This window comes from Kitasatospora sp. NPDC092039 (assembly GCF_044756065.1).
Taxonomy (GTDB): domain Bacteria; phylum Actinomycetota; class Actinomycetes; order Streptomycetales; family Streptomycetaceae; genus Kitasatospora.
The window spans coordinates 82,679-108,187 of the sequence record NZ_JBIVSD010000013.1; the positions used below are offsets into that span (position 1 = coordinate 82,679).

The following is a 25,509-nucleotide window of genomic DNA, read 5'->3' on the forward strand; positions in this document are numbered from 1 at the left end:
GCGGTCTCCTGGTGGGGATGCGGGGGCCCAGGCGCTCGGCAGACGTGCACGTGAGGATCCACGGGGCCGCTTCCCGATGGTTGATTCCATCCCTACGCGCCAGTCGCGGCCCACCGGGATCGTACCAACACCGGAGGGACTGTGGCGGAGGTCTCAGAATGCGGGACGGGCCACCCGTTCCGTCCTCTTATGTCCGTTCTTCTGCGACACGGGTGTTTCAGCGAAATGAAGCCGCCACATTTCCCGAAACAGTTCGGCAGGAATTACCCGGACAGCCGCCGGAGGTGATTTGCGGAACCTCGGACGCATCCGATCAAATGACGCTCGAACGGCCGCCGGGAAACCCCCGGAGGCCGCACCGGAAATGCACACCAGCGCACCCTCACCATGGGGCGGCGGAGAATTCGGGGGTTACGCCTCATGGCAGTGGTCGACACCGTCCCGGTCACCGTGGCCGGGCCCGCGCCCGCCGCGAACCCCGGACTGCTGCGCCGGATCCTGCGGGACCGGGTCGGCGCCACCGCCCTGGCGGTGGTGGTGCTGTTCCTGCTGCTCGCACTCGGCGCCCCGCTGATCGCCGCGCTGTACGGGAGGAACCCGGTCGACCACTACGGCCAGAACCTCCCCGGCCTGCTCAGCGACGGCGGGCTGCCGATGCTGCCGAACGGCGGGATCTCCGGGGACTTCTGGTTCGGCCTGGAGCCCGGCCTCGGCCGGGACGTGTTCACCCAGCTGCTGTACGGCATCCGCACCTCGCTGCTGATCGCCTTCGCGGCGGCCGCGGTGACCACCACCCTGGGCGTGCTGGCCGGCGTCGCGGTCGGTTATCTGGGCGGGCTCACGGACCGGTTGTTCGGATTCCTCGCGAACGTGCTGCTGGCCTTTCCCACCCTGCTCCTGCTGCTCGCGCTCAGTCCGGTGATCCAGTCCCGGCTGGTCGACCCGGGCACCGCGGAACCGGAATGGATGCAGTTCCTGGTGCTGATCCTGGTGTTCTCGGCGTTCGGCTGGATTCCGCTCGCGCTTTCCCTGCGGGCCACCGTCCGCTCGCTCCGGGAAAGGGATTTCGTGCAGTCCGCGCGGGCCCAGGGCGCGAGCCGGTTCCATGTCGTCGTCCACGAACTCCTGCCGAACGTGCGCTCGCAGCTGCTGGTGCACGCCACCATGGCGGTGCCGACCTTCGTCGCCTCCGAGGCCGCGCTGTCCTTCCTCGGCGTCGGCGTCACCGAGCCGGTCCCGGACTGGGGGCGGATGATCGCGCGCGGCTCCGAGGTCTTCCAGGCCGACCCGACCTACATGGTGTTCCCCGGCGTGGCGCTGCTGCTGTTCGTCATCGCCTTCAACCTGCTCGGCGACGCCGTCCGGGACGCGCTGGACCCGCGCGCCGGCACGGCCCGCTGAAACCTTTCACCTCCTCCCGTCCACCAACCCGAGCCCGTCCCGGCACGACCCGCCGGGACAAGGAGAGATTCGCCATGCGCTGGACCAGACCGTCCCTCGCCGTCGTCGCCACCGCCCTGCTGGCGACCTCCTGCTCGGCCGGCGCGGGCACCACCACCGGCTCCGGCGGCGCCGCCGGGGCCTCCGCCAAGGAGACCTCCCCGCTGACCGCCGTCCTCGGCAGCGAGCAGGAGAGCGCCGGCCCCGCCCCGGCCGTCCCGGGCGCCCGGGCGGGCGGCACGGTGAACGTGTACAACAGCGTCGAGTTCCGCCACCTCGACCCGCAGAAGGTCTACGCCGGCGCCACCTACAACGCCTCGCTGCTCTGGGGCCGCCAGCTGACCCAGTACCAGGTCGTGGACGGCAAGGCCAAGCTGGTCGGCGACCTGGCCACCGACACCGGCACCCCGGCCGACGGCGGGCGCACCTGGACGTACCGGCTCAAGCAGGGCGTCGCCTGGGAGGACGGCCGGCCGATCACCGCCCAGGACGTCAAGTACGGCATCGAGCGCACCTTCGGCAAGGGCTACGAGGTCGGCCCGCCGTACTGGCCGCAGTGGCTCACCGGCGAGGCCAGCTACGAGGCGGCGCGCGCCAAGTACGCGGGCCCGCAGGCCGGCGACCTGGACGCGATCGAGACGCCGGACGAGCGCACCATCGTCTTCCACTTCCCGCAGCCGCAGGCCGACGTCCCGTACATGGCCGCGCAGTCCTCCTCCTCGCCGGTGCGCCGGGACAAGGACACCGGGACGGAGTACGACCGGCTGCCGTTCGCGACCGGCCCGTACCGGATCGTCGAACACGTCCAGAACACCCGGATGGTGCTGGAGCGCAACCCGGCCTGGAAGCCCGAGACCGACCCGATCCGCAGCCAGTACCCGGAGAAGTTCGTCTTCACGTACGGCAAGGAATCGCTCAACATCAACCAGGAGATCCTCTCCGGCCGGGACGGCGGCGCCAACGCCACCACCGCCGCCGACACCCTCTCCGCCGAGCTGTACCAGACCACCGACACCGACCCGAAGGCCAAGGAGCTGGTCGTCTCCGGCCGGCAGGGCGCCTTCGTCACCCAGCTGGTGATCAACAACGAGCGGGTGCCGGACGTCGAGGTCCGCACGGCGCTGCACCTGGCCTACCCGCGCCAGCAGGCCCGCCAGGTCCAGGGCGGCGCCCGGACCGGCGAGCTGGCCACCACGCTCAGCTCGCCCGCGCTGATCGACTGGCAGAAGTACGACCTCCACCCGGTCCGGCCCGAGGGCGACCCGGAGGCCGCCAAGGCCGCGCTCGCCAAGGCCAAGCAGGCGCCCGGGAGCCTGACCTACGCGTACCGGAACACCCCGACCGGGCAGCGGGTGGCGCAGGTGCTGGTCGAGGGCTTCGGCAAGGCCGGGATCACCGTCGTGCCCAAGCCGGTCGACCCCAAGGCCTTCCTGGACGAGGTGCACCGCGCCGACTCCCCGTACGACCTGTTCGAGGAGACCAGCTCGGTCGACTGGCCGACCCCGTCCACCCTCGTCCCGTTCTCCTTCGACGGCCGGGCCGGCAGCGACCTCAACTCCGCGCGCTACCGCAACCCGGAGGTCGACAAGGAGATCGACCGGATCAACCAGGTCGGCGAGCCGCGCGCCAAGGCCAAGGAGCTGTACGCGCTGGAGCAGACCGTGATGAAGGACGTGCCGGTGCTGCCGTTCGCCTACCCGACGGTCAACCAGCTGCGCGGCGGCAACGTCGGCGGGGCGTTCATCCACCCGATCTACGGGACCGTCTCGCTGGCCTGGCTGTACCTGAAGTCCTGAGGCCGGGGCCGCCCCTCGTCCCCCGTCGGGACGAGGGGCGGCCCCCTCCTGCCGCGCTCCTCCGCCTCCCCCGTCACGTCGACCCCGGATCGGCCATGCTCTCCTTCGTCCTGCGGCGGACCGCCCAGGCCCTCGCGGTCCTGGTCGCGGTATCCGCCGCCGCCTTCGCCCTCTTCTACGCCGCGCCCGCCGACCCGGCCCGCGCCGCCTGCGGCCCGCGCTGCGACAGCGGGCAGGTCGCGGCGGTGCGCCAGAGCATGGGCCTGGACCAGCCGCTGCTCACCCAGTACACCGACTACCTGGCCGGAGTCGTCGCCGGGCGGGACATCGGCGACGTCGACGGCTCGACCATCCACTGCGACGCGCCCTGCCTCGGCTACTCCTACCGGCTGCACCAGCCGGTCAGCGAGGCGCTCGCCGACCACCTGCCCGTCACCCTCTCGCTGACCGCCGGGGCGCTCGCCGTCCTGCTGGTGTTCGGGCTCGGCGCCGGGTTCGTCTCCGCGCTGCGGCACGGCCGGCGGACCGACCGGCTGCTGTCCGGCTTCACCCTGGTCGGCGCCAGCGTGCAGATCTACTTCCTCGGGTACGTCGCGCAGTGGCTGCTGGTGTACTCCACCGGCCTGCTGCCGCTCCCCTCCTACACCTCGCCGGCCGACGACCCGGCCGCCTGGGCGGGCGGCCTGCTGCTCCCCTGGATCGTCCTCGGATTCGTCAACTCGGCGGTCTTCGCCCGGCTTTCACGCTCGCAGCTGCTGGAGACGATGAACGAGGAGTACGTCCGCACCGCCCGTGGCAAGGGCCTGGGACGGCTGCGCGCCCACCTCAAGTACACCTCCCGCGGCGCCGCCGGGCCGCTCGTGCAGCTGATCGGGCTGGAGGCCGGGGTGCTGCTCGGCGGAGCCGTGATCACCGAGACGGTGTTCGGGCTGAACGGGGTCGGCCGGTTCGCCACGGAGGCCGTCGCCGGGCAGGACCTGCCCGCCGTGGTCGGCGCGGTGCTGCTGGCCGCCTGCTTCATGGTGCTGTTCGTCGCGCTGGCCGACCTCGCGGTCGCCTGGCTCGACCCGCGTGTGCGGCTGAGCTGATGGGGAGTCCTTCGATGAAGTCCACTGTGCCGGGAGCGGGCGTGCGGGCCACGGTAGCCGGTACCGCCGGTGCGCGAGGCGTGGCGGCGAAGGCCGCCGAGCCGGTGCTGAGCGTCCGCGACCTGACCGTCACCTTCGCCGACCCGCGCGGCGGCGCGCCGGTGACCGCCGTCCGGGGCCTCTCCTTCGACCTCGCACCGGGTGAAGTCCTGGGCTTGGTCGGCGAGTCGGGCTCCGGCAAGTCGACCGTCGGGCTCGCCGTCCTCGGCCTGCACGACCCGCGCACCACCACCGTCACCGGCTCGATCCGGCTGGACGGGCAGGAGGTGCTCGGCGCCGGGGAGTCCGCGCTGCGCGGGGTGCGCGGCGGACGGGCGGCGCTGGTCTTCCAGGACGCGCTCACCTCGCTCAGCCCCTTCCACGGCGTGGGCGCCCAGCTCGCGGAGATGTACCGGCTGCACCACCCGGGCGCGGGCCGGGCCGAGGCCGGCCGGCGGGCGGCCGAGATGCTCGACCGGGTCGGCATCCCCACGGCCCGGACCCGCGACTACCCGCACCAGTTCTCCGGCGGCATGCGCCAGCGCGTGATGATCGCGATGGCGCTGATGAACGACCCGCGGCTGCTCATCGCGGACGAGCCGACCACCGCCCTGGACGCCCGCGTCCAGCGGCAGGTCCTCGACCTGCTCGGCGAGTTGCAGCGCGAGCACGGGACGGCGGTGCTGCTGGTCAGCCACGACCTGGGCGTGGTCGCCGGGATGACGGACCGCACGCTGGTGCTGCGCGGCGGGGTCGGGATCGAGTCCGCCGCGACCGCCGAGTTGCTGTCCGCGCCGCGCGAGCCGTACACCCGGGCGCTGGTGGGCGCGGCGCTCCGGCTGGACTCGGTACCGGGGGCCGCCCTGCCGACGGTCGACGAGCCGGCGCCGTCGCGGACGTTCCGGCCGCGGACGGTCGAGCGTCCCGAGCGGTGGCTGGTCGAGGTGGACGAGCTGTCCGTGCACTTCCCCGGGCGCCGGCGCTTCCCCGGCCTGCGAGCCGAGCCGGTCCGGTCGGTCGAGGGCCTCGGCCTGCGGATCGCACCCGGCGAGACGCTCGGGCTGGTCGGCGAGTCCGGCTCCGGCAAGTCCACCACCGCACGGGTCCTGGCCGGGCTCCAACGACCCACCGGCGGAACGGTGTTGTACGACGGCCAGGACGTCACCCAGCCGGACCGGGAGCTGCGGAAGCGGCTCAGCCGGGAGATCCAGCTGGTCTTCCAGGACCCGTACGCCTCGCTCAACCCGCGCCGGACCGTCGCCCGCACCCTGGACACCCCCCTGCGCCTGCACACCGCGCTCGGCCCGGCCGAACGGCGGGAGCGCGCCGCCGAACTGCTGGAGCAGGTCGGGCTGGAGGCCGGGCACCTGGACCGCTACCCGCACGAGTTCTCCGGCGGGCAGCGCCAGCGGATCGGCATCGCCCGGGCGCTGGCGCCACAGCCGCGCCTGATCATCGCCGACGAGCCGGTCTCCGCGCTCGACGTGTCGGTGCAGGCCCAGGTGCTCAACCTGCTGATGGAGCTGCGCGAACGGCTCGGCGTCGCCTTCCTGTTCGTCTCCCACGACCTCGCGGTGGTCCGGCACTTCTGCGACCGGGTGGCGGTGATGCACCGGGGCCGGCTGGTCGAGTCCACCGACCGGGACCGGCTGTTCGAGGCGCCGCACACCGAGTACACGAGGGAGCTGCTGGCGGCGGTGCACTGAGGCGACCGGGGCCCGGCGGGCACGATCGCTCCGTCGGACGCGATGGAGAGGTGCGGCGGCGGGGTCCACCGGCAACGACCGCGGCGGACCCCGTAGGAGTGAAGCAGCAGGTCGTTCGCCGTTCGTTCGGCTGCGCCGGTCAGGTTCGAGGCGCTAGCGTGCAGGCGATGTGACCTAGGGCGTGTCTGACAATTCGCGTCGGATCAGGGCGCGGCGTTGGGGTGCGCGCATCGCAAGGCGGAGGAGGGAGCCACTGCGGAGCATTGGCGACTGACGACAACGCGGCGAGGTGCGTGCCCCGGCGTCGCGCACCCGGCGGGAATTGTCAGACACGCCCTAGGAGACCCGGACAAGGAATCACCGACCGAGGGGGAGCATGTGTCGGACGACCTGCTCATCGCAAAGATCAACCACGGTTTCGATCACCTCGACGCCGACGGCGACGGCCTGCTCACCGAGCGGGACCACGTCCTGATGGGCCTCTCGGTGGCCCGATCGCTCGGCCACCAGGAGGGCTCCGACGCGGAGGCCCTGATCGTCCGCGCCTACCTGACGACCTGGCACGACCTGCACCTCGCCCGGCTGCCCGCCGGCACCCAGGAGATCACCCGTGAGCAGTTCGTCGACTCGACCGGTTCGCTCGCGGACGACCCGAAGGCCGCGCACGAGATCCTCGGCGCGCTCGCCGGGGCCTTCCTCGCCGTCGCCGACGCCGACCGCAGCGGGACGGTGGACGCCGGCGAGTTCTTCGTCTTCCAGCGCGGCCACTTCGCCGGCCTCTCCCGCGACGACGCCGACGAGGCCTTCCGCCACCTGGACACCGACGGCGACGGAGTGCTCTCCGCGGCCGAGTTCACCAGCGCCATCATCGAGTTCTGGACCAGCCGCGACCCGGACGCGCCCGGCAACTGGTGGACGGGCAAGCCGCCGCACAGCTTCTGAGCCGTACGTCCGGCGGCCCGCCCCCCCACGCGCCGGAAGCGCGGGGACGGGCCGCTCGGCGACGATCCGGTACGCCGCCGGCGTCGCCTGCTGCCGGGTCGCGGTGCACTGCGGAGCCGGGGTGCACCGCCGGGCCACCGCGTACGGCCGGGCCGCGGCGTGCTCACCTACGGGCGGACGGCCCCTTCGCCGGGCCGGCCGTGCCCCCGGCACGCGACGAGCGGCCCGGCCGTCGGCTGACACTCACCACCAGGCAGACGCCCGCCACCACGATCGCGCCGCCCGCCAGGGTCGGACCGGTCAGCGGCTCGGCCAGGATCAGCCAGCCCAGCAGCACCGCGACCACCGGGTTCACGTACGCGTAGGTGGCCACCAGGGTCAGCGGGGCGGCGCGCAGCAGCCAGGCGTACGCGGTGAAGGCGAGCAGCGAGCCGAACAGCACCAGGTAGGCGAGGGCCAGCCAGGACCGGCCGGAGACCGCCCCGAGGTCCAGGCCGTGCTGCTCGCCGCGGCCCAGCCCGACCAGCAGGTTGCCGAGGCCGCCGGCCAGCATCTGGTAGGCGCTCGCGGCGAGCACGTTGCCGGGCATCGGGATCTTCTTGCTCACGAAGGAGCCGGTCGCCCAGAGCAGGGTGGCGCCGATGATCAGGATCACGCCGCCCGGCTCGATCGACCCGCCGATCGCGGGGGCCGACAGGACACCGAGGCCGACCAGCCCGAGCAGCACCCCGGCCAGTTCGGCCGGCTTCGGGCGGTCGCCGCCGAAGGCCGTCAGCACCACCATCCACAGCGGGACGGCGGCCACCAGCAGGGCGGCCAGGCCGGAGGGGACGGAGGTCTCGCCCAGGACCACCATGCCGTTGCCGCCGGTCAGCAGCAGCAGGCCGACCAGGGCGGAGGAGGCCAGCTGCCGCCGGGTCACCTTCAGGCCGGCCGGGCCCTGGCGCACCAGGAGGAAGCCGGCCAGCAGCAGGCCGGCGGTGATGAAGCGGGCGCTCGCGGAGAGGAACGATGGCATCGTCTCCACGGTGATCCGGATCGCCAGGTAGGTCGAGCCCCAGACGACGTAGACGACGAGGAGGGCCAGCCAGACCGCGCCGCCGAGGCGGGAGGAGGGAAGGGCGTCGGCGAGCGGGAGCGGGGTGGGGGCCGCTTCGGCCCCGCGCTTGCCCGCAGGGGCAGGGGTCGGGGTGGGAGTGTCGGGGGCTGAGCCGGGGATCTCGGCCGGTTGGGAGGGTGAAGCGGGCGATGTCATGTGTGTCCCCCTTGGACGGTGCTGGCCGAACAACCGACATGACAGCGCATGGACGGCCCGGCGCGCCAGTCGGTATCAGGAATCGGACCGCAGGACGTACGGTGGGCGCTCCCCAGCGAGGAGGTCGAACCCTTGTCCACACCCGAGCAGGCCCTGCCGTTCTTCGTGTACGGCACTCTGCGCAGCGGTGGCCGCAACCACGCCGTCCACCTGGCCGGGCGCTGCGCCGACGTCCGGCCCGCGGTGCTGGAGGGTGCGGCGCTGCACGAGGGGCCCGGCTTCCCGTACGCGGTGCCGGACCCGGCGCCAGGGCGCCGGATCCTGGGCGAGCTCGTCACCGTACGCCCGGGCGCGTACGCCGGAGCCCTGGAGGCGCTGGACCGGCTGGAGGACTGCCGAGCGGACGGGACCGGGCTGTACGTGCGGCGGCGGGCGGCGGTGCGAACGGCGGCGGAGGGGCTGCGGGAGGCCTGGGTCTACTTCGCCGGGCCCAGGGCCGAGGCGCGGCTGCGCGAGCGGCCGGCGCTGATCGAGTCAGGGGACTGGGCGGATGAGACCGCCAGGTAGGCTGCCCCGCTAGTTGGATTTTCCTACCCATTGGTCCATTCGAACGACGAGGAGCCACCCGGTGCCCGAGCTGCCACCCCCGATCACCGTCGTCGGGATCGGGGCCGACGGCTGGCCCGGCCTCGCCGCCGGCTCCCGGGCCGCGCTGCGGGAGGCCGAGTTCGTCGTCGGCGGCCCCCGCCAGCTGGACCTGCTCCCCCGCGAGGAGGTCACCGCCGAGCGGGTCCGCTGGCCGTCCCCGCTGCGCCCGGCCGTCCCCGGACTGCTCGCCGCCCACGCCGGCCGCCGCACCGCCGTCCTGGCCAGCGGCGACCCGATGTTCTACGGCATCGGCCGCACCCTCGCCGAGACCGTCGGCGCCGAGCGCCTGCGCGTCCTGCCGCACCCCTCCTCCGTCTCCTACGCCTGCGCCCGGCTCGGCTGGCCGCTGGAGGCCACCGAGGTGGTCAGCCTGGTCGGCCGGCCACTGGACGCCCTCTCCCTCGCCCTCCACCCCGGCCGCCGCCTGCTGGTGCTCAGCGCCGACGCGGCCACCCCGGCCGCCGTCGCCGGGCTGCTCACCGCCCGCGGCTACGGCACCGCCCGCCTACGGGTGCTCGAACAGCTCGGCGCCCCCGCCGAACGCCACCTGGCCGGCCCCGCCGACGGCTGGCCGCACCCCTCCGGCGACCCGCTGAACGTCATCGCCGTCGACCTCGGCGACGGCCCGCGCACCTCCCTCGTCCCCGGCCTGCCCGACACCGCGTACGAGAGCGACGGGCAGCTCACCAAGCGCCACGTCCGCGCCGCGACCCTCGCCACGCTGGCCCCCTCCCCCGGCGAACTGCTCTGGGACGTCGGCGGCGGCTCCGGTTCGATCGCCATCGAGTGGCTGCGCGCCCACCGGGACTGCCGGGCCGTCAGCGTCGAGCGCGACCCGGTGCGGGCCGAGCGGATCGCCCGCAACGCCGCCGCCCTCGGCGTGCCCCGGCTCCGCGTGGTGACCGGCCCCGCCCCCGCCGCGCTCGCGGAACTCCCCGCCCCCGACGCCGTGTTCATCGGCGGCGGCCTCACCGCGCCCGGCCTGCTGGACGGTTGCTGGGCCGCGCTGCGCCCCGGCGGCCGGATCGTCGCCAACACCGTGACGCTGGAGTCCGAGGCGCTGCTCACCGAGTGGTACCGGCGCCACGGCGGGGAACTCGTCAAACTCGCCGTCGCCCACGCCGTCCCGGTGGGCGGCTTCACCGGGTGGCGCCAGGCCATGCCCGTCACCCAGTGGTCCGCCGTGAAACCCGACGGCGTCACGTCCGACAGCAAGCCCGACGGCGTCGCGTCCGACGACAGCAAGCCCGACGCCGTCCCGTCCGAGACCCCCCAGGAGAACGCCTCGTGACCGTCCACTTCATCGGAGCCGGCCCGGGCGCCGCCGACCTGATCACCCTGCGCGGCCAGCGCATCCTGGCCCGCGCCGAGGTCTGCCTGTACGCGGGCAGCCTGGTGCCGCGCGAGCTGCTGGACGAGTGCCCGCCCGGCGCCCGGCTGATCGACACCGCACAGCTCAACCTGGACCAGATCACCGCCGAGCTGGTCGCCGCGCACGAGGCCGGTCAGGACGTGGCGCGGTTGCACTCCGGCGACCCGTCCGTCTTCTCCGCCGTCGCCGAGCAGATGCGCCGCCTGGACGCGGCCGGCGTGCCGTACGAGGTGGTGCCCGGCGTGCCCGCCTTCGCCGCCGCCGCGGCCGCGCTGAAGCGGGAGCTGACCGTCCCGACCGTCGGCCAGACCGTCATCCTCACCCGGATCGCCAAGCGCGCCACCCCGATGCCCGAGGGCGAGGACCTCGCCACCCTCGGCCGCAGCGGCGCCCTGCTGGTGCTGCACCTGGCCGCCGGGTACGTGGACGACGTGGTCGAGCAGCTGCTCCCGCACTACGGCGCCGACTGCCCGGCCGCCGTGGTCGCGATGGCCAGCCGCCCCGACGAACTGGTGCTGCGCGGCACCGTCGGCGACATCGCCGAGCAGGTGAAGGCGGCGGGCGTGGTCCGCACCGCCGTCATCCTCGTCGGCCGGACACTGGCCGCCGAGCAGTTCCGTGACAGCCACCTCTACTCGGCGGACCGCGAGCGCCCGCACGAGCCCTGCGGGGCGTGATGCGGCACGTCCTGGTCCTCGGCGGGACCACCGAGGGGCGGGCGCTGGCCGCCGGACTCGTCCCGGCCGGCCACCGGGTCACCAGCTCGCTGGCAGGCCGGGTCGCCCGACCCGGGCTGCCCGCCGGGGAGGTGCGGATCGGCGGCTTCGGCGGGCCGGCCGGGCTGGCCGACTGGCTGCGCGCGGAGGACGTGGACGCGGTGGTGGACGCCACCCACCCGTTCGCCGCCGGCATTTCGCGGAACGCCGCCCTCGCGGCCGCCGACACCGGCGTCCCCCTGCTGGTGCTGCGCCGCCCCGGCTTCACCCGGGTGGACGGGGACCGCTGGCTCCCCGTCCCCTCGCTCGCCGCGGCGGCCGACCTGCTGCCCCGGCACGGGGAGCGGGTCTTCCTCACCACCGGTCGGCAGAGCGTCGCCGCCTTCGCCCACCTGGACCGGGTCCACTTCGTCGCCCGCTCGGTGGACCCGCCCGAGCCTCCGCTCCCGCCTTCCTTCGAAGTCCTGCTGGACCGCGGCCCCTTCACGGTCGAGGGCGAGGAGGCGCTGCTGCGCAGGCACCGGATCGACGTCGTGGTCACCAAGGACAGCGGCGGCGCCGCGACCGCCGCCAAGCTGACCGCGGCCCGCGAACTCCGCCTGCCCGTCATCATCGTGGAGCGCCCGCCGGTCCCGGAGGGCGTACCGGTCGTACCCGATGTCCCGGGCGCGCTGCGCTGGCTGGAACAACTGCGGTAGGAGGCCCGAACCGGGCGCCGTCCGTCGAGGCCGGGGAGCGGCGAGGCCTCGGGCCCGGGGGAAATAGCAGGCGGAGCTGCCGGCGGGCGGGCAGGATGGCCCGATGACCGATGACCAGCGCACCCAGACCCCCCGTACCGCCGACGAACGCGCCACGCTGGCGGGCTTCCTGGACTACCAGCGCGACACCCTCGCGATGAAGTGCGCGGGCCTCACCACGGAGCAGCTCCGCACCCGGGTGCTGGAACCGTCCGGGCTGTCCCTGCTCGGGCTGGTCCGCCACCTCGCCGAGGTGGAGCGCGGCTGGTTCCGCAACGTCCTCAACGGCGAGGACGTGCGCGGTTTCTGGGGACGCCGCCCGGACGGCTCCTTCGCCGAGTTCGACGTCGAGTCCGCCGACCCGGACGAGGCCTTCGCGATCTGGCGCCGCGAGTGCGACCACGCCAGGGAACTCGTGGCCGCCGCGGAGTCGTTGGACGTCCTGGGCCACCACGGCGAGGAAGTCTTCTCGCTCCGCTGGATCCTCACCCACATGATCGAGGAGTACGCCCGCCACAACGGCCACGCCGACCTGCTCCGCGAGCACCTCGACGGCACCACCGGCGAGTAGCACCGCGCGTCCGGGAGCGGCGTTCGCCCTGGGCGCTGAACAGCCCGGTGTTCGTGGACTACCTGGACACCGGGCTGGAGGTCGCCGTGCTGCTGACCGGCCTCAACGGGTGAGGCCGGTCAGTGGCATGACGGTCCATCAGATGTCGCGGAAGGTCTCGATCCGGGCGCCGATGGAGTTGAGGCGCTCGGCCAGGTCCTCGTAACCGCGGTTGATGACGTAGACGTTGCGCAGGACGGAGGTGCCCTGGGCGGCGAGCATGGCGAGGAGGATGACCACGGCGGGGCGCAGGGCCGGCGGGCACATCATCTCGGCGGCGCGCCAGCGGGTGGGGCCCTGGACCAGCACGCGGTGCGGGTCGAGGAGCTTGACGTCGGCGCCGAGACGGGTCAGCTCGGTCAGGTAGATCGCGCGGTTGTCGTACACCCAGTCGTGGATCATCGTGGTGCCGTGCGCGGCCGCGGCGATGGCGGCGAAGAACGGCACGTTGTCGATGTTGATGCCGGGGAACGGCATCGGGTGGATGGTGTCGATCGGCGCGGTCAGCTTGGAGGGGCGCACGGTGAGGTCGACCAGCCGGGTGTGGCCGTTGTGGGCCGGGTACTCGGGGGTGCGGTCGTAGTCGAGGCCCATTCCCTCCAGCACCGCGAGCTCGATCTCCAGGAACTCGATCGGCACCCGGCGGATGGTCAGCTCGGACGAGGTGACCACGGCGGCGGCCAGCAGGCTCATCGCCTCCACCGGGTCCTCGGCCGGGGTGTAGTCGACGTCGCAGGTGATCTCCGGGACGCCGTGCACGGTGAGGGTGGTGGTGCCGATGCCCTCGATCCTCACACCCAGCTCCTCCAGGAAGAAGCAGAGGTCCTGGACCATGTAGTTGGGCGAGGCGTTGCGGATGACGCTGACGCCGTCGTGCCGGGCGGCGGCCAGGAGGGCGTTCTCGGTGACGGTGTCCCCGCGCTCGGTCAGCACGATCGGCCGGTCCAGCGGGGCGCCCGGCTCGACCGAGGCGTGGTAGGCGCCGCCGGTGGTGGCGACCTCCAGGCCGAAGCGGCGCAGCGCGGTCAGGTGCGGCTGCACGGTGCGGGTGCCGAGGTCGCAGCCGCCCGCGTACGGGATGGCGAAGCGCTGGGCGCGGTGCATCAGCGGGCCGAGGAACATCAGCACGCTGCGGGTGCGGCGGGCCGCATCGACGTCCATCGCCGCGAGGTCCAGTTCGAGCGGCGGGGTGAGTTCGAGGTCGCGGCCCTCGTTGATCCAGCGGCTCTTGACGCCGATGCTGGTGAGCACCTCGAGGATGCGGTAGACCTCCTCGATCCGGGCGACGCTGCGGATCGTGGTGCGGCCCGTGGTCAGCAGCGAGGCGCAGAGGATCGCCACGCAGGCGTTCTTGCTGCTGCGGACGTCGATCGCGCCGGAGAGCCGGGTACCGCCGGCAACGCGCAGGTGCATCGGGCCGGAGTACCCGAGGGAGACGATCTCGCTGTCGAGCGCTTCGCCGATGCGGGCGATCATCTCAAGGCTGACGTTCTGCTTGCCCTGTTCGATGCGGTTGACCGCGCTCTGGCTGGTTCCGAGGGCCTCTCCGAGCTGCGCCTGGGACCAGCCGCGGTGCTGGCGCGCGGTACGGATGAGGGTGCCGATACGGGTGAGGTAGTCGCCTGTCACTCACCAGACGATATCTCATGGTTGAGATGACGACACGACGGGGGCCCGGCGTGGTGCTCTATTTGTCCGTTTCTCACCCCGTATGGACGTCAGTTCTCCACATCACCAGGTGATGTTGTCACGCCGTCGTGACACTCGTGACATTGTCACGGCCCCAACGGCTCCGCCCGGCCGACGACCGTGCCCGCCCGGTCGATGCAGATGACGTCCACCGCGACCGGGGAACCCAGCAGCACGCCGAGCGCCGTCGCCCGGGCCGCCTCGGCGACGAGGTCCCCGAGCGGCACCCCGGCCGCCCGGCACAACTGCACTGCCTCCAGTGCGGTGTTGGCGCCCGCGACCGCGTCGACCAGCGCCTCGTCCGCCCCGCCCTGCCGGGCCAGTCCGGCCAGGTACCCCTTGTCCACCTGGGAGCGCGCCGAGTGGAGGTCGAGGTGGCCGGCCGCGAGCTTGGACAGCTTGGCGAAGCCGCCGGCGATGGTCAGCCGGGGCACCGGATGGCGCTTGAGGTACTTGAGCACGGCGCCGGCGAAGTCGCCCATGTCCAGCAGGGCGTCCTCGGGCAGCCCGTGCTCCGCGACCGCGACCTTCTCCGAGGTCGAGCCGGTGCAACCGGCCACGTGGGTGCGCCCCGCCGCCCGGGCCACGTCCACCCCGCGGCGGATCGAGTCGATCCAGGCCGAGCAGGAGTAGGGGACGACCACCCCGGTCGTACCGAGGACGGACAGACCGCCGAGGATGCCGAGCCGGGGGTTCCAGGTGGAACGGGCGATCTCCTCGCCGTGGTCGATCGAGATCTCGACCACCACGTCCCCGCTGCCGCCGTGCGCGGCGGCCACCTCGGCGACGGCGTCCCGGATCATCTGCCGGGGCACCGGGTTGATCGCGGGCTCGCCGACGGGCAGCGGCAGACCGGCCTTGGTGACCGTCCCCACCCCGGGACCGGCCCGGAACACCACCCCGGTGCCGGGCTCGCCGGACCGCACGGTCGAACGGATCAGCGCGCCGTGGGTGACGTCGGGGTCGTCGCCCGCGTCCTTGACCACCCCGGCCATGGCGGCAGCCGGACGGGCGTCCGTGCCGGTCGGGTCCGTCGCGACGGTCAGGTCCGTCGCGCCGGTCAGGTCCGTCGTACCGGTCAGGTCCGTCGTACCGGTCGGGACCACCGCATGAGCCGGCTCCCCGCCCCCGGTCAGCTCCTCGGCGGCGAGGGCGAAGGCGGGCTGCTGGCCCTTGGGCAGGGTGATGACCACCGGGTCCGGGAACTCCCCGGTGAGCAGCGCGGTGTACGCGGCCTTGGTGGCGGCGGTGGCGCAGGCGCCCGTCGTCCAGCCGGGCCGCAGGCCGCTGCTCTTCAGCTGGCCGGCCCGGCCTCCCGCTCCCGCCTCGGCTCCCGCTGCGGCCACCTGCGCCCCGTTTCCGACGGCGCCCGCGCCGTCCTGCTCCGCTCCGGCGACCGCACCGGCCACCAGTCGCCGATTTTCCCCCACCCGGCCCGGCGGGACCCGACCGGGGTCGCGGGACCCGACCGGGGTGGCGGCGGCGTCGGGCGCGGGTCGGCGAATCCCGTGGCGCGAGGTGTGAAGGCGCGCCGCCCCGCGTTCCCGAAGAGTTCTCCGCACGGGCCTCGCCCACTGTGCCTACCAGTGAGTAATCTGGCGGTCCGCCAGAAAGCGGGTTCATGACACACGTGGGCCCGGCCGGGGACGACCGCCCCGCCGGGCCATCAGTATGTGGGGGTTATTTGTGGCAGGGATGAGTCGGCGTACGTTCCTCACGGGTACGTCGGTGGCCGCGGCCTGGTCGGCCTTGTCGCTGGGCGGCGCGCAGTTCGCCTCGGCCGCGGCGCGCGACCAGGCGCTGGCGACGACGGCCGCGCGGGCGGTCAGGATCACCGGGACCACGCTGGAGCAGGTGGCCACGCCGGTCGGCACCGGCGGCTACAAGAGGCTGACGGCCGGACCGGGCTGGCCGCTGGTGGTGCGCGGCGACCTGGCGTCGGCGACTGCCGGCCGGGACGACCGCCGGACCGGCCTCGCCAGCTTCGTCCAGTTCAGCGACCTGCACCTGGTGGACACCGAGTCCCCGGTGCGCTTCGAGTACCTGGCCAAGCTCAACGGCAGCGCCTACCGGCCGCAGGAGGCCCTGAACGCCCGCGGCGTCTCGGCCCTCGTCGAGCGGGTCAACTCGCTCGCCGGCGGCCCCTACACCGGGATGCCGTTCAGCATGGTGATGGCCACCGGGGACAACACCGACAACCACGAGCTCGCCGAACTCGACTGGTACCTCAAGGTCATGGGCGGCGGCCGGCTGGCCCAGAACACCGGTGACCCCAACCGCTACGAGGGCGTGCAGAACTCCGGCAACGCCGCCTACTGGAACCCCGAACTCGCCTACGGCGACGGCTACAAGGCGAAGGGCTTCCCGCAGATACCCGGCTTCCTGTCCGCCGCCGGACGCCCCTTCGACGCGCCGGGCCTGCGCACGCCCTGGTACACCACGGTCGGCAACCACGACGACAGCATCGAGGGCTCGCTGCCGGACTTCGGACTGCTGAACGACCTGTACACCGGCCAGTACAAGCTGGAGGGCTGCGACGACGCCACGGCCGCCCAGCTGACGGACTCGCTGCGCCGCGACCCGGCGGGCGCCGTGCTGCTGCTGGCGAAGCTGCTCGCCGACGGCGACCTGGTGCGCAAGGTCACCCCGGACGAGCGCCGCCGGCCGTTCACGCTCAAGGAGTTCGCCAAGGCCCACCTGGACCCGGCGGTCACCGGCGCCGGCCCGTACGGGCACGGCTTCACGTCGGACATGGTGAACAGCGGAAAGCTCTACTACACCTTCCGCATCTCGGAGAAGGTGGTCGGCATCAGCCTGGACACCACCAACCAGGCCGGGTTCGCCGACGGTTCGCTGGGCACCGCGCAACTGCGCTGGCTGGAGCAGCAGTTGAAGGCGCACAGCGGGCACTGGTACGACACCGACGGGCGCCGGGTGACGGGCGGGAGCGCGGACGAGCTGATCCTCGTCTTCAGCCACCACACCAGCGGCACGATGGGCAACCTGCTGCCGGACCCGCGCAACGTCTTCGAGGGGCGGCACGACGGCAACGAGCTGGTGGCGCTGCTCCAGCGCTACCCGAACGTCGTCGCGTGGGTGAACGGGCACACCCACATGAACAAGATCACGCCGCACGGGCACACGGTGCCGGAGCGGGCGTTCTGGGAGATCAACACCGCCTCGCACATCGACTACCCGCAGCACGGGCGGATCATCGAGATCGCGGACAACGGGGACGGCACGCTCTCGCTGTTCACCACGCTGATCGAGTCCTCGGCGCCGTACGGGACGGACTTCGGCGGCACCTCGGACGCCAACCTCGCGGCGCTCTACCGCGAGCTGTCGTACAACGACCCGAACGGCCGCCCGACGGCACTGCTGGGCTCGGGCGGGGACCACAACACGGAGCTGCTGATCACCAAGCCGACCCGGTAGCGGGGGTGGCTGGGGCGGGCTGCCGGGCTGCGGGCCGACGACTGACGGCTGACGGCTGACGGCTGACGGCTGACAGCCGACGGCCGGCAGAGAACAGCTGACAGCGGACGGATAACAGATGACAGCGAACAGATGATGAAATCTGTTCGCTGTCAGCTGTTCGCCCGTCAGTCCCCCGTCACTCCTCCGGGTACCGCCGCGGCGTCCAGACGACCTCCACGCCGCCGCCCCGCTCGACCGCCCGGGTCTGCGAGGAGCCGATCAGCAGGATGGTCCGCATGTCGACCAGCGCCGGGTCCAGCTCGCCCAGCCGGACGATCCGCACCCGCTCGGTCGGGCCGCCGACGTCGCGGGCCATCACCACCGGGGTCTCCGGGGCCCGGTACTCCAGCAGCAGGTCCCGGGCGAGCCCGACCTGGGTGGTCCGGGACTTCGAGCCCGGGTTGTACAGCGCGAGCACCAGGTCCGCCTCGGCCGCGGCGCGCAGCCGCTTCGCCACCACGTCCCAGGGCTTGAGCCGGTCCGAGAGCGACACCGTCGCGTAGTCGTGGCCGAGCGGGGCGCCGGCCCGGGAGGCGGCCGCGTGGGCGGCGGTCATCCCCGGGAGCACCCGCACCGGGACGTCCCGGTACGCCTCCTCGCAGGCGACCTCCAGCACCGCGGTGGCCATCGCGAACACCCCCGGGTCACCGGAGGAGACCACCGCGACGCGGTGTCCGCGCCGGGCTAGGTCCAGGGCGAACTCGGCGCGCTCCGACTCCACCTTGTTGTCCGAGCCGTGCCGCTGCTGCCCCGGCCGCTCCGGCACCCGGTCCAGGTAGGTGGTGTAGCCGACCAGGTCGGTGGCCTCGGCCAGCGCACCGCGCGCCTCGGCGGTCAGCCAGAGCGGTCCGGCCGGCCCGGTGCCGACCACGGTCACGCTGCCGACGCCGTCCGACAGCCGGACCTCCGGCTCCAGCGGCGCGACCTTGCTCGGCAACACCGCGACCGAGAAGTACGGCACCGTCTCGCCGTCGACCTCGGCGAGCGGCGCGACCCGCTCGCCCGCCATGAAGGCCCGCTCCACGTACTGCGCGTCCGCCAGCCGCCCCGCCCGCTCCAGGGCCCGGCGGACGGTCGGGAAGGTGCGTCCCAGCTTCATGATCACGGCCGAGTCGGCGGCCGCGATCCGCGCCGTCAGCTCCTCCTCGGGCAGTGTCCCGGGGATGACGGTGAGCGTCTCCTCGGCCTCGGTCAGCGGCTGCCCGAGCCGGGCGGCGGCCGCGCTGAGCGAGGTCACGCCCGGCACCACCTCGGTCGGGTAGCGGTGCGCGAGCCGCTTGTGCATGTGCTGGTAGGAGCCGTAGAAGAGCGGGTCGCCCTCGGCGAGGACCACCACGTCGCGACCGGCGTCCAGGTGGGCGGCCAGCCGGGCGGCGGCCTCCGCGTAGAAGTCGTCCAGCGCGCCCCGGTAGCCGCCGGGGTGGTCGGTGGTCTCGACGGTGAGCGGGTAGACCAGCTTCTCCTCGATCTGACCACCCGTCAGGTACCGTTCGGCGATCGAGCGCGCGATGGACCGGCCGTGCCGGGCGCTGTGGTAGGCCACCACGTCCGCCTTGCCGATGAGTTCGGCGGCGCGGACGGTCACCAGCGACGGATCGCCCGGGCCGAGTCCGACCCCGTACAGCCGACCCGTGGTGTTCTGACGGTCCGTCACTCTTCCTCGCTCGCAATCGCGTTGATGGCGGCGGCGGCGATCGCGCTGCCGCCGCGCCGGCCGCGCACCACCAGGTGCTCCAGGCCGGACGGGTGCTCGGCCAGGGCCTGCTTGGACTCGGCGGCGCCGATGAAGCCGACCGGGACGCCGATCACCGCGGCCGGTCGCGGCGCGCCCGCCTCGATCATCTCCAGCAGCCGGAACAGCGAGGTCGGCGCGTTGCCGACGGCGACCACCGCGCCCTCCAGCCGGGGCAGCCACAGCTCCATGGCCGCGGCGCTGCGGGTGTTGCCCATCGCCCGGGCCAGTTCGGGCACCGACGGGTCGGTGAGGGTGCAGATCACCTCGTTGTCGGCGGGCAGCCGCTTGCGGGTGACACCGCTCGCGACCATGTTGACGTCGCAGAGGATCGGCGCACCGGCGCGCAGCGCGGCGCGCGCGGAGGCGACCACGCCGGGCGAGTACACCAGGTCCTCGACCAGGTCGACCATCCCGCAGGCGTGGATCATCCGCACCGCGACCTGGGAGACGTCCGCCGGGAGGGCGGCCAGATCGGCCTCCGCGCGGATGGTGGCAAAGGACTGGCGGTAGATGGACGCGCCGTCCTTCTCGTACTCGATCACTTCGTGGTCCTCCTGGCCTCGGCGACCGCCTCGGCCATCTCCTCGTTCGTCACGTCGACGCTCGCCGCATTGACGACCGCCGCATCGGCGGCGGTCGCGGTGGCCGTCGTTCCGGCCCCCGCCCCGCCGACCGGCTCGTTCACCGACCCGTTGACCGCCTCGTTCACCGACCCGTTCACCGTCACCCGGTACCCGCGCCCGGTGGCGAGCACGTCCACCCACCGCCCGGCCGGGTGGCCGCAGCGCCGTTCACAGCCCGACCAGTGGACGGGCAGCACACCGGCGGGAGCGGTACCGGCGGGAGCGGCACCGGCACCGGGCGCACCGGCGAGACCGGGCCCCGCGGCGACACCGGCCGCGCCGGCGTCCAGCGCCCTGGCCGCGTCCGCGCGGACGTCGGCCAGCGACTTGGCGCAGCCCGGCAGCCCGGTGCAGGCGGTGGCCCGCTCCCAGGCCGAGCCCGGCTCGGTGCGGAAGCCGGCCGCGGCGAGCGCGGGCAGCCGGTCGGCCGGCGCGCCGGGCAGCACCGCTCCGCGCCAGGGGGTCAGCCGCAGTTCACCGGCCGAGGCGGCGACCAGCGTCCGCCACTGCCCGGCGCCCGCCCGGCCGAAGCGCAGTCCCACCGAGAGCCCGCCGGGCAGCGCGCCGACCGCGGGCGCGGTGCCGGCGAAGGCGGGCAGCGGCACCGAGCCGGCCGGCAGCAGTTCGGGGACCTCGCGCAGGTGCCAGGCCTTGCGCCCGTCCGTCCGCAGCGCCGCCAGGAAGGAGCGGGCCGCGTCCAGTACGGCCGTGACCTCCCGTCCGGTCTCGACCGGGTGCCCGTGGCCGTCCCGTCCGAGGCGCAGCAGCCGGGTGCCGTCCGGGCCTGCGATCAATGTCACATCGGCGTCGAGCGCGGCGACGTCGCCCCGGCCGTCGTCCAGCGCGAACAGGAACTTGCCGGAGAGCCCGGCCGCCCAGTCGCTCGCACAGAGCCGTGCGTCCAACTCCCGTACCCAGGCCTGCACATCGGCGCCGCCGGGAGCGTCGGCCGGGTCCAGTCCGGCGGTCGGCGAGGCGACGATGTTGCGGACCCGCTCGTGGGTGTCCGAGGGCAGCAGCCCGACGGCGCGCAGCCGGTCGGCGAGCTCGGCGGCGCAGTGCGGGGCCAGGCCGCGCAGCTGGACGTTGCCGCGCGAGGTGGTCTCCAGCTCACCGTCGCCGAGGGCCTCGGCCGCCTCGGCCAGCGCGAGCGCCTGACGGGCCGTCAGCAGCCCGCCGGGCAGGCGGATTCGAGCCAGGGCGCCGTCGTCGGCCGTATGCAGACGAAGCGCTCCGGGACAGGCGTCCGCACGCCCCCGGTCGGGCACCTCCCGGTCGGGTCCTGCGGCGCCCGGCGCGGTGGCGTCGGGTGTCGGTGGCATGGCGGCGAGCATACAGATGATCCGATCGCTTGCCTCCGTCCGCTGCATCACACCCCCGGTCCCGCGCCCCGGCCCGCACCCCGGCCCGCACCCCGGCCCGCGCGCCGCCCAGGGACCGCCACGGGTGCCCTCCCGGGTGCCGGACGTCGCCCCGGGTGCCCGGCCGTCCGAAAGCTCACCCTCCCCCAGCTCAGCCGTACCCCGTACGATGCTGGCGGACGGTCCCCGCGGACCGTCCGCACGCCAGCGACGGCGCAGGGGAGGAAACCGGTGCGAACCCGGTGCGGTCCCGCCACTGTGACCGCGGTTCACCGGTAGACCGGTCGGCCGCGGGAGCCAGGAACTCCTGCCGTCCTCCACCGGCCCGGGGCGCGGACCCCGAGGAAGGCAGAAATGTTCCAGCGCTGTCGCATGCCCGCGCCCGCGTCCCCGGCCGCCGCCACGGCCGTCCGGGCCGCCGTCACGACCACCCCGGTCGACGCCACGGCCGCCCCGGCCACCACGGCGGCCGTCCCGGCCCAGATCCCGGCCACCCTGGCCACCGACGAGGCCGGGAGGGCCTTCACATGATCCTGCTGCTGTCGACGTCCGACACCGACCTGCTCAGCGCCCGGGCCTCCGAGGGCCCGGTGCGCTACCGGCTCGGCAACCCGGCCCGGCTCACCCCCGAGGACCTGCCCGCGCTGCTGGAGGGCACCGAACTCGTCGTGGTCCGCCTGCTCGGCGGCCGCCGCGCCTGGCAGGAGGGCCTGGACGCGCTGCTGGCCGGCCCGCGCCCGGTGGTGGTGCTGACGGGTGAGCAGGCTCCCGACGCCCAGCTGATGGAGCTGTCCACCGTCCCGGCCGGCATCGCCGCCGAGGCGCACGCCTACCTGGCCCACGGCGGCGCGGCCAACCTGGCCGAGCTGGGCTCCTTCCTCTCCGACACGGTGCTGCTGACCGGCCACGGCTTCGCCCCGCCCGCCTCCGCCCCGGCCTGGGGCCCGCTGGAGCGCGAAGCCCGTACGAACGAGGGCCCGACCGTCGCGGTGCTCTACTACCGCGCCCACCACATGAGCGGCAACACCGCCTTCGTGGAGACGCTCTGCCGGGCCGTCGAGGACCAGGGCGCCCGGGCCAGGGCCTACTACTGCGCCTCGCTGCGCGGCGCCGAGCCCGAGCTGCTGGCCGCGCTCGGCGAGGCCGACGCGATCGTCACCACCGTGCTCGCCGCCGGCGGCACCCGCCCGGCCGACGCCCAGGCCGGCGGGGACGAGGAGGCCTGGGACGCGGGCGCGCTGGCCGCGCTCGACCGCCCGATCCTCCAGGCGCTCTGCCTCACCTGGTCGCGCGCCCAGTGGGAGTCCAGCGACGACGGCCTGTCCCCGCTGGACACCGCCACCCAGATCGCGGTGCCGGAGTTCGACGGCCGCCTGATCACCGTCCCGTTCTCCTTCAAGGAGCTCGACGAGGACGGCCTCACCGTCTACGCCGCCGACCCGGAGCGCGCCGCCCGCGTCGCCGGCACCGCCGTCAAGCACGCCCGGCTGAGGCACGTCCCGGCCGCCGAGCGCCGCCTCGCCCTGGTGCTGTCCGCCTACCCGACCAAGCACGCCCGGGTCGGCAACGCCGTCGGCCTGGACACCCCGGCCAGCGCGGTGCGCCTGCTGGAGCGGCTGCGCGCGGAGGGCATGGACCTGGGGGAGGACCTCCCCTCCTTCCACGACGAGGACGGCGGCCACGAGGGCGACGCGCTGATCCACGCCCTGATCGCGGCCGGCGGCTACGACCAGGACTGGCTCACCGAGGACCAGTTGGCCCGCAACCCGGTGCGCATCCCCGCCGCCGACTACCGCCGCTGGTACGCCACCCTCCCGCAGGGCCTGCGCGAGCAGGTCGAGGAGCACTGGGGCCCGGCGCCCGGCGAGCTGTACGTCGACCGTTCGCAGAACCCGGACGGCGACATCGTGCTGGCCGCGATCCGCTCCGGGAACCTGCTGGTGCTGATCCAGCCGCCGCGCGGCTTCGGCGAGAACCCGGTCGCCATCTACCACGACCCCGACCTGCCTCCGAGCCACCACTACCTGGCCGCCTACCGCTGGATCGAGGCCGCCCAGGAGGACGGCGGCTTCGGCGCCCACGCGGTGATCCACCTCGGCAAGCACGGCAACCTGGAGTGGCTGCCCGGCAAGACCGCGGCGCTGTCCGCCGAGTGCGGTCCGGACGCCGTCCTCGGCGACCTGCCGCTGGTCTACCCCTTCCTGGTCAACGACCCGGGCGAGGGCACCCAGGCCAAGCGCCGCGCCCACGCCACCCTCGTCGACCACCTCGTCCCGCCGATGGCCCGCGCCGACTCCTACGGCGACATCGCGCGCCTGGAGCAGCTGCTGGACGAGCACTCCAACATCGCCGCGATGGACCCGGCCAAGCTGCCGGCGATCCGCGCCCAGATCTGGACGCTGATCCAGGCCGCCAAGCTCGACCACGACCTCGGCCTGGAGGAGCGCCCCGAGGACGACGGCTTCGACGACTTCCTGCTGCACGTCGACGGCTGGCTCTGCGAGGTCAAGGACGCCCAGATCCGCGACGGCCTGCACGTCCTCGGCCAGGCGCCGGCCGGCACCGACCGGGTCAACATCGTGCTCGCCATCCTGCGCGCCCGGCAGATCTGGGGCGGCGTCAGCGCCCTGCCCGGCCTGCGCGAGGCGCTCGGCCTGGACGAGGCGGCGCTGACCCTCGGCGCCACCGACGCGGCCGAGGCCGAGGCCCGCGCCCTGGTCGAGGCGATGGAGGCGGAGGACTGGGCGCCCGAGGCGGTCGAGAAGGTCACCGCCGGTCTGCCGGAGGCCGTCCAGGAGCCGGTCCGCGAGGTGCTGGCCTTCGCCGCCACCCAGGTGGTGCCGCGACTGGCCGCCACCACCGACGAGCTGGACGCCGTGCTGCACGCGCTCCAGGGCGGCTTCGTCCCGGCCGGCCCGTCCGGCTCGCCGCTGCGCGGCCTGGTCAACGTGCTGCCGACCGGCCGCAACTTCTACTCCGTCGACCCGAAGGCCGTCCCCAGCAAGCTCGCCTGGGAGACCGGCCAGGCGCTCGCCTCCTCGCTGGTCGAGCGCTACCGCGCGGACAACGACGGCGCCTACCCGCCCTCGGTCGGGCTCTCGCTCTGGGGCACCAGCGCGATGCGCACCGCCGGCGACGACATCGCCGAGGCCTTCGCGCTGCTCGGCGTCCGGCCGGTCTGGGACGACGCCTCCCGCCGGGTCACCGGCCTGGAGCCGATCCCGCTGGACGAGCTGGGCCGCCCGCGCATCGACGTCACGCTGCGCATCTCCGGCTTCTTCCGGGACGCCTTCCCGCACGTGGTCGCGCTGCTGGACGACGCGGTGCGCCTGGCCGCCGCCCAGGAGGAGTCCCCCGAGTCGAACTACGTGCGCGCCCACGTCCAGGCCGACCTCGCGGTGCACGGCGACGAGCGCAAGGCCACCGTCCGCGTCTTCGGCTCCCGCCCCGGCACGTACGGCGCGGGCCTGCTCCAGCTGATCGACAGCCGGGACTGGCGCACCGACGCCGACCTGGCCGAGGTGTACACGGTCTGGGGCGGCTACGCGTACGGCCGCGGGCTGGACGGGCGCCCGGCGCGCGAGGAGATGGAGACCGCGTACAAGCGGATCACCGTCGCCGCGAAGAACACCGACACCCGCGAGCACGACATCGCCGACTCGGACGACTACTTCCAGTACCACGGCGGCATGGTGGCCACCGTGCGCGCCCTCACCGGCAAGGCGCCGACCGCCTACATCGGCGACTCCACCCGCCCGGAGACGGTCCGCACCCGCACCCTGACCGAGGAGGCCGCCCGGGTCTTCCGCGCCCGGGTGGTCAACCCGCGCTGGATCGAGGCGATGCGCCGCCACGGCTACAAGGGCGCCTTCGAGATGGCCGCGACGGTGGACTACCTGTTCGGCTACGACGCCACCACGGGCGTGGTCGCGGACTGGATGTACGAGAAGCTGACCCAGGAGTACGTCCTCGACCCGGTCAACCGGGAGTTCCTCGCGGGCGCCAACCCGTGGGCGCTGCACGGCATCAGCGAGCGGCTGCTGGAGGCGGCGAGCCGCGGGCTGTGGGAGCAGCCGGACCCGGAGCTGATCGAGCAGCTGCAGGCCGCGTTCCTGGAGACCGAGGGGGACCTGGAGGGCGACGAGGGCTGAGGTCCCGACCTCGCGCGGGGCGGGCCGGCTTCGCTTCCGGCCTGCCCCGGCTCGGCCTCGGGCCTGCCCCGACTCGGCCTCCGGCCTGCCCCGCCTCGGCTTCCGGCCTGCCCCGGATCACCCG

The 25,509-nt window shown here is 74.0% G+C and carries 19 protein-coding genes and 2 riboswitches; of the genes, 13 read left to right on the forward strand and 6 right to left on the reverse strand.

Annotation, left to right across the window (positions count from 1 at the left end):
* Window positions 1-18: 18 nt before the first annotated feature.
* A riboswitch (ZMP/ZTP riboswitch) is annotated at window positions 19-117 on the reverse strand.
* Window positions 118-420: 303 nt separating this feature from the next.
* From ACIQI7_RS24685 to ACIQI7_RS24705, 5 genes are all read left to right on the forward strand, one after another.
* Complete coding sequence (locus ACIQI7_RS24685; protein ID WP_387756674.1) at window positions 421-1,401, forward strand: ABC transporter permease; 981 nt, start codon at window positions 421-423, stop codon at window positions 1,399-1,401.
* Window positions 1,402-1,475: 74 nt separating this feature from the next.
* Window positions 1,476-3,236, forward strand: coding sequence for an ABC transporter substrate-binding protein (locus ACIQI7_RS24690; RefSeq protein WP_401113350.1), 1,761 nt, complete (start codon window positions 1,476-1,478; stop codon window positions 3,234-3,236).
* Between the two features lie 95 nt (window positions 3,237-3,331).
* Complete coding sequence (locus ACIQI7_RS24695) at window positions 3,332-4,324, forward strand: ABC transporter permease (protein WP_401113352.1); 993 nt, start codon at window positions 3,332-3,334, stop codon at window positions 4,322-4,324.
* Window positions 4,325-4,338: 14 nt separating this feature from the next.
* Complete coding sequence (locus ACIQI7_RS24700) at window positions 4,339-6,069, forward strand: dipeptide ABC transporter ATP-binding protein (RefSeq protein ID WP_401113354.1); 1,731 nt, start codon at window positions 4,339-4,341, stop codon at window positions 6,067-6,069.
* 378 nt (window positions 6,070-6,447) lie between these two features.
* Window positions 6,448-7,011: an EF-hand domain-containing protein gene (locus tag ACIQI7_RS24705; protein ID WP_401113356.1), complete on the forward strand. Its 564-nt coding sequence runs from the start codon at window positions 6,448-6,450 to the stop codon at window positions 7,009-7,011.
* A gap of 163 nt (window positions 7,012-7,174) precedes the next feature.
* Here ACIQI7_RS24705 and ACIQI7_RS24710 read toward each other — a convergent pair whose 3' ends face one another.
* Entirely contained in the window at window positions 7,175-8,266 is a 1,092-nt protein-coding gene (locus ACIQI7_RS24710) for an EamA family transporter (RefSeq protein ID WP_401113358.1), read from the reverse strand.
* 132 nt (window positions 8,267-8,398) lie between these two features.
* On the opposite strand from ACIQI7_RS24710, the gene ACIQI7_RS24715 reads away from it, so the two are divergent.
* The 5 genes from ACIQI7_RS24715 (at window position 8,399) to ACIQI7_RS24735 (ending at window position 12,310) form a co-directional block, all read left to right on the forward strand.
* The gene (locus tag ACIQI7_RS24715; protein WP_401113360.1) at window positions 8,399-8,833 is read left to right on the forward strand and encodes a gamma-glutamylcyclotransferase family protein; all 435 of its coding nucleotides are present in this window, start codon (window positions 8,399-8,401) and stop codon (window positions 8,831-8,833) included.
* A 61-nt stretch (window positions 8,834-8,894) separates the two neighbouring features.
* Window positions 8,895-10,205, forward strand: a complete 1,311-nt coding sequence (gene cbiE / locus ACIQI7_RS24720) for a precorrin-6y C5,15-methyltransferase (decarboxylating) subunit CbiE (RefSeq protein WP_401113362.1) — start codon at window positions 8,895-8,897, stop codon at window positions 10,203-10,205.
* The gene (cobM, locus tag ACIQI7_RS24725; protein ID WP_387756682.1) at window positions 10,202-10,963 is read left to right on the forward strand and encodes a precorrin-4 C(11)-methyltransferase; all 762 of its coding nucleotides are present in this window, start codon (window positions 10,202-10,204) and stop codon (window positions 10,961-10,963) included. The genes cbiE and cobM overlap by 4 nt, the downstream gene beginning before the upstream one ends.
* A complete protein-coding gene (locus tag ACIQI7_RS24730; RefSeq protein ID WP_401113598.1) occupies window positions 10,963-11,700 on the forward strand; it encodes a cobalt-precorrin-6A reductase in 738 nt (245 codons plus the stop codon). The genes cobM and ACIQI7_RS24730 overlap by 1 nt, the downstream gene beginning before the upstream one ends.
* A 103-nt stretch (window positions 11,701-11,803) precedes the next feature.
* Complete coding sequence (locus ACIQI7_RS24735; RefSeq protein WP_401113364.1) at window positions 11,804-12,310, forward strand: DinB family protein; 507 nt, start codon at window positions 11,804-11,806, stop codon at window positions 12,308-12,310.
* Window positions 12,311-12,448: 138 nt separating this feature from the next.
* On the opposite strand, the gene ACIQI7_RS24740 is transcribed toward ACIQI7_RS24735, so the two are convergent.
* The gene (locus ACIQI7_RS24740) at window positions 12,449-13,978 is read right to left on the reverse strand and encodes a UDP-N-acetylglucosamine 1-carboxyvinyltransferase (RefSeq protein WP_401113366.1); all 1,530 of its coding nucleotides are present in this window, start codon (window positions 13,976-13,978) and stop codon (window positions 12,449-12,451) included.
* Window positions 13,979-14,124: 146 nt separating this feature from the next.
* Window positions 14,125-15,384 carry a cobalt-precorrin-5B (C(1))-methyltransferase gene (locus tag ACIQI7_RS24745; protein ID WP_401113601.1) on the reverse strand — a complete coding sequence of 420 codons (1,260 nt, stop codon included), beginning with the start codon at window positions 15,382-15,384 and terminating at the stop codon, window positions 14,125-14,127.
* Between the two features lie 349 nt (window positions 15,385-15,733).
* Between ACIQI7_RS24745 and ACIQI7_RS24750 the strand changes: the two genes are divergently transcribed.
* Window positions 15,734-17,473 carry a TIGR03767 family metallophosphoesterase gene (locus ACIQI7_RS24750; protein ID WP_401113368.1) on the forward strand — a complete coding sequence of 580 codons (1,740 nt, stop codon included), beginning with the start codon at window positions 15,734-15,736 and terminating at the stop codon, window positions 17,471-17,473.
* Between the two features lie 178 nt (window positions 17,474-17,651).
* Here the strand turns inward: ACIQI7_RS24750 and ACIQI7_RS24755 are convergent, their stop codons facing one another.
* From ACIQI7_RS24755 to ACIQI7_RS24765, 3 genes are read right to left on the reverse strand one after another with little or no spacing between them, the layout of a single operon-like run.
* Entirely contained in the window at window positions 17,652-19,169 is a 1,518-nt protein-coding gene (locus ACIQI7_RS24755; protein ID WP_401113370.1) for a precorrin-2 C(20)-methyltransferase, read from the reverse strand.
* Complete coding sequence (locus tag ACIQI7_RS24760; RefSeq protein WP_387756688.1) at window positions 19,166-19,792, reverse strand: precorrin-8X methylmutase; 627 nt, start codon at window positions 19,790-19,792, stop codon at window positions 19,166-19,168. The genes ACIQI7_RS24755 and ACIQI7_RS24760 overlap by 4 nt, the downstream gene beginning before the upstream one ends.
* Window positions 19,789-21,207 (reverse strand): hypothetical protein, encoded by a 1,419-nt coding sequence (locus tag ACIQI7_RS24765; protein ID WP_401113372.1) that lies wholly within the window; start codon window positions 21,205-21,207, stop codon window positions 19,789-19,791. Before ACIQI7_RS24765 ends, ACIQI7_RS24760 begins: the two co-directional genes overlap by 4 nt.
* Before the next feature lie 248 nt (window positions 21,208-21,455).
* Window positions 21,456-21,541: riboswitch (cobalamin riboswitch) on the forward strand.
* 47 nt (window positions 21,542-21,588) lie between these two features.
* On the opposite strand from ACIQI7_RS24765, the gene ACIQI7_RS24770 reads away from it, so the two are divergent.
* Both ACIQI7_RS24770 and cobN read left to right on the forward strand, forming a co-directional pair.
* The gene (locus ACIQI7_RS24770; protein ID WP_401113373.1) at window positions 21,589-21,765 is read left to right on the forward strand and encodes a hypothetical protein; all 177 of its coding nucleotides are present in this window, start codon (window positions 21,589-21,591) and stop codon (window positions 21,763-21,765) included.
* Complete coding sequence (gene cobN, locus ACIQI7_RS24775) at window positions 21,762-25,385, forward strand: cobaltochelatase subunit CobN (RefSeq protein ID WP_401113375.1); 3,624 nt, start codon at window positions 21,762-21,764, stop codon at window positions 25,383-25,385. The genes ACIQI7_RS24770 and cobN overlap by 4 nt, the downstream gene beginning before the upstream one ends.
* The last annotated feature ends 124 nt before the right edge of the window (window positions 25,386-25,509 follow it).

Bases quoted from the DNA above. Each gene is read 5' to 3' on its own strand.
- ACIQI7_RS24685 (WP_387756674.1), top strand. From the start codon at position 421: ATGGCAGTGGTCGACACCGTCCCGGTCACCGTGGCCGGGCCCGCGCCC.
- ACIQI7_RS24690 (WP_401113350.1), top strand. From the start codon at position 1,476: ATGCGCTGGACCAGACCGTCCCTCGCCGTCGTCGCCACCGCCCTGCTG.
- ACIQI7_RS24695 (WP_401113352.1), top strand. From the start codon at position 3,332: ATGCTCTCCTTCGTCCTGCGGCGGACCGCCCAGGCCCTCGCGGTCCTG.
- ACIQI7_RS24700 (WP_401113354.1), top strand. From the start codon at position 4,339: ATGAAGTCCACTGTGCCGGGAGCGGGCGTGCGGGCCACGGTAGCCGGT.
- ACIQI7_RS24710 (WP_401113358.1), bottom strand. From the start codon at position 8,266: ATGACATCGCCCGCTTCACCCTCCCAACCGGCCGAGATCCCCGGCTCA.
- ACIQI7_RS24730 (WP_401113598.1), top strand. From the start codon at position 10,963: ATGCGGCACGTCCTGGTCCTCGGCGGGACCACCGAGGGGCGGGCGCTG.
- ACIQI7_RS24735 (WP_401113364.1), top strand. From the start codon at position 11,804: ATGACCGATGACCAGCGCACCCAGACCCCCCGTACCGCCGACGAACGC.
- ACIQI7_RS24750 (WP_401113368.1), top strand. From the start codon at position 15,734: ATGAGTCGGCGTACGTTCCTCACGGGTACGTCGGTGGCCGCGGCCTGG.
- ACIQI7_RS24765 (WP_401113372.1), bottom strand. From the start codon at position 21,207: ATGCTCGCCGCCATGCCACCGACACCCGACGCCACCGCGCCGGGCGCC.
- ACIQI7_RS24770 (WP_401113373.1), top strand. From the start codon at position 21,589: ATGTTCCAGCGCTGTCGCATGCCCGCGCCCGCGTCCCCGGCCGCCGCC.
- cobN (WP_401113375.1), top strand. From the start codon at position 21,762: ATGATCCTGCTGCTGTCGACGTCCGACACCGACCTGCTCAGCGCCCGG.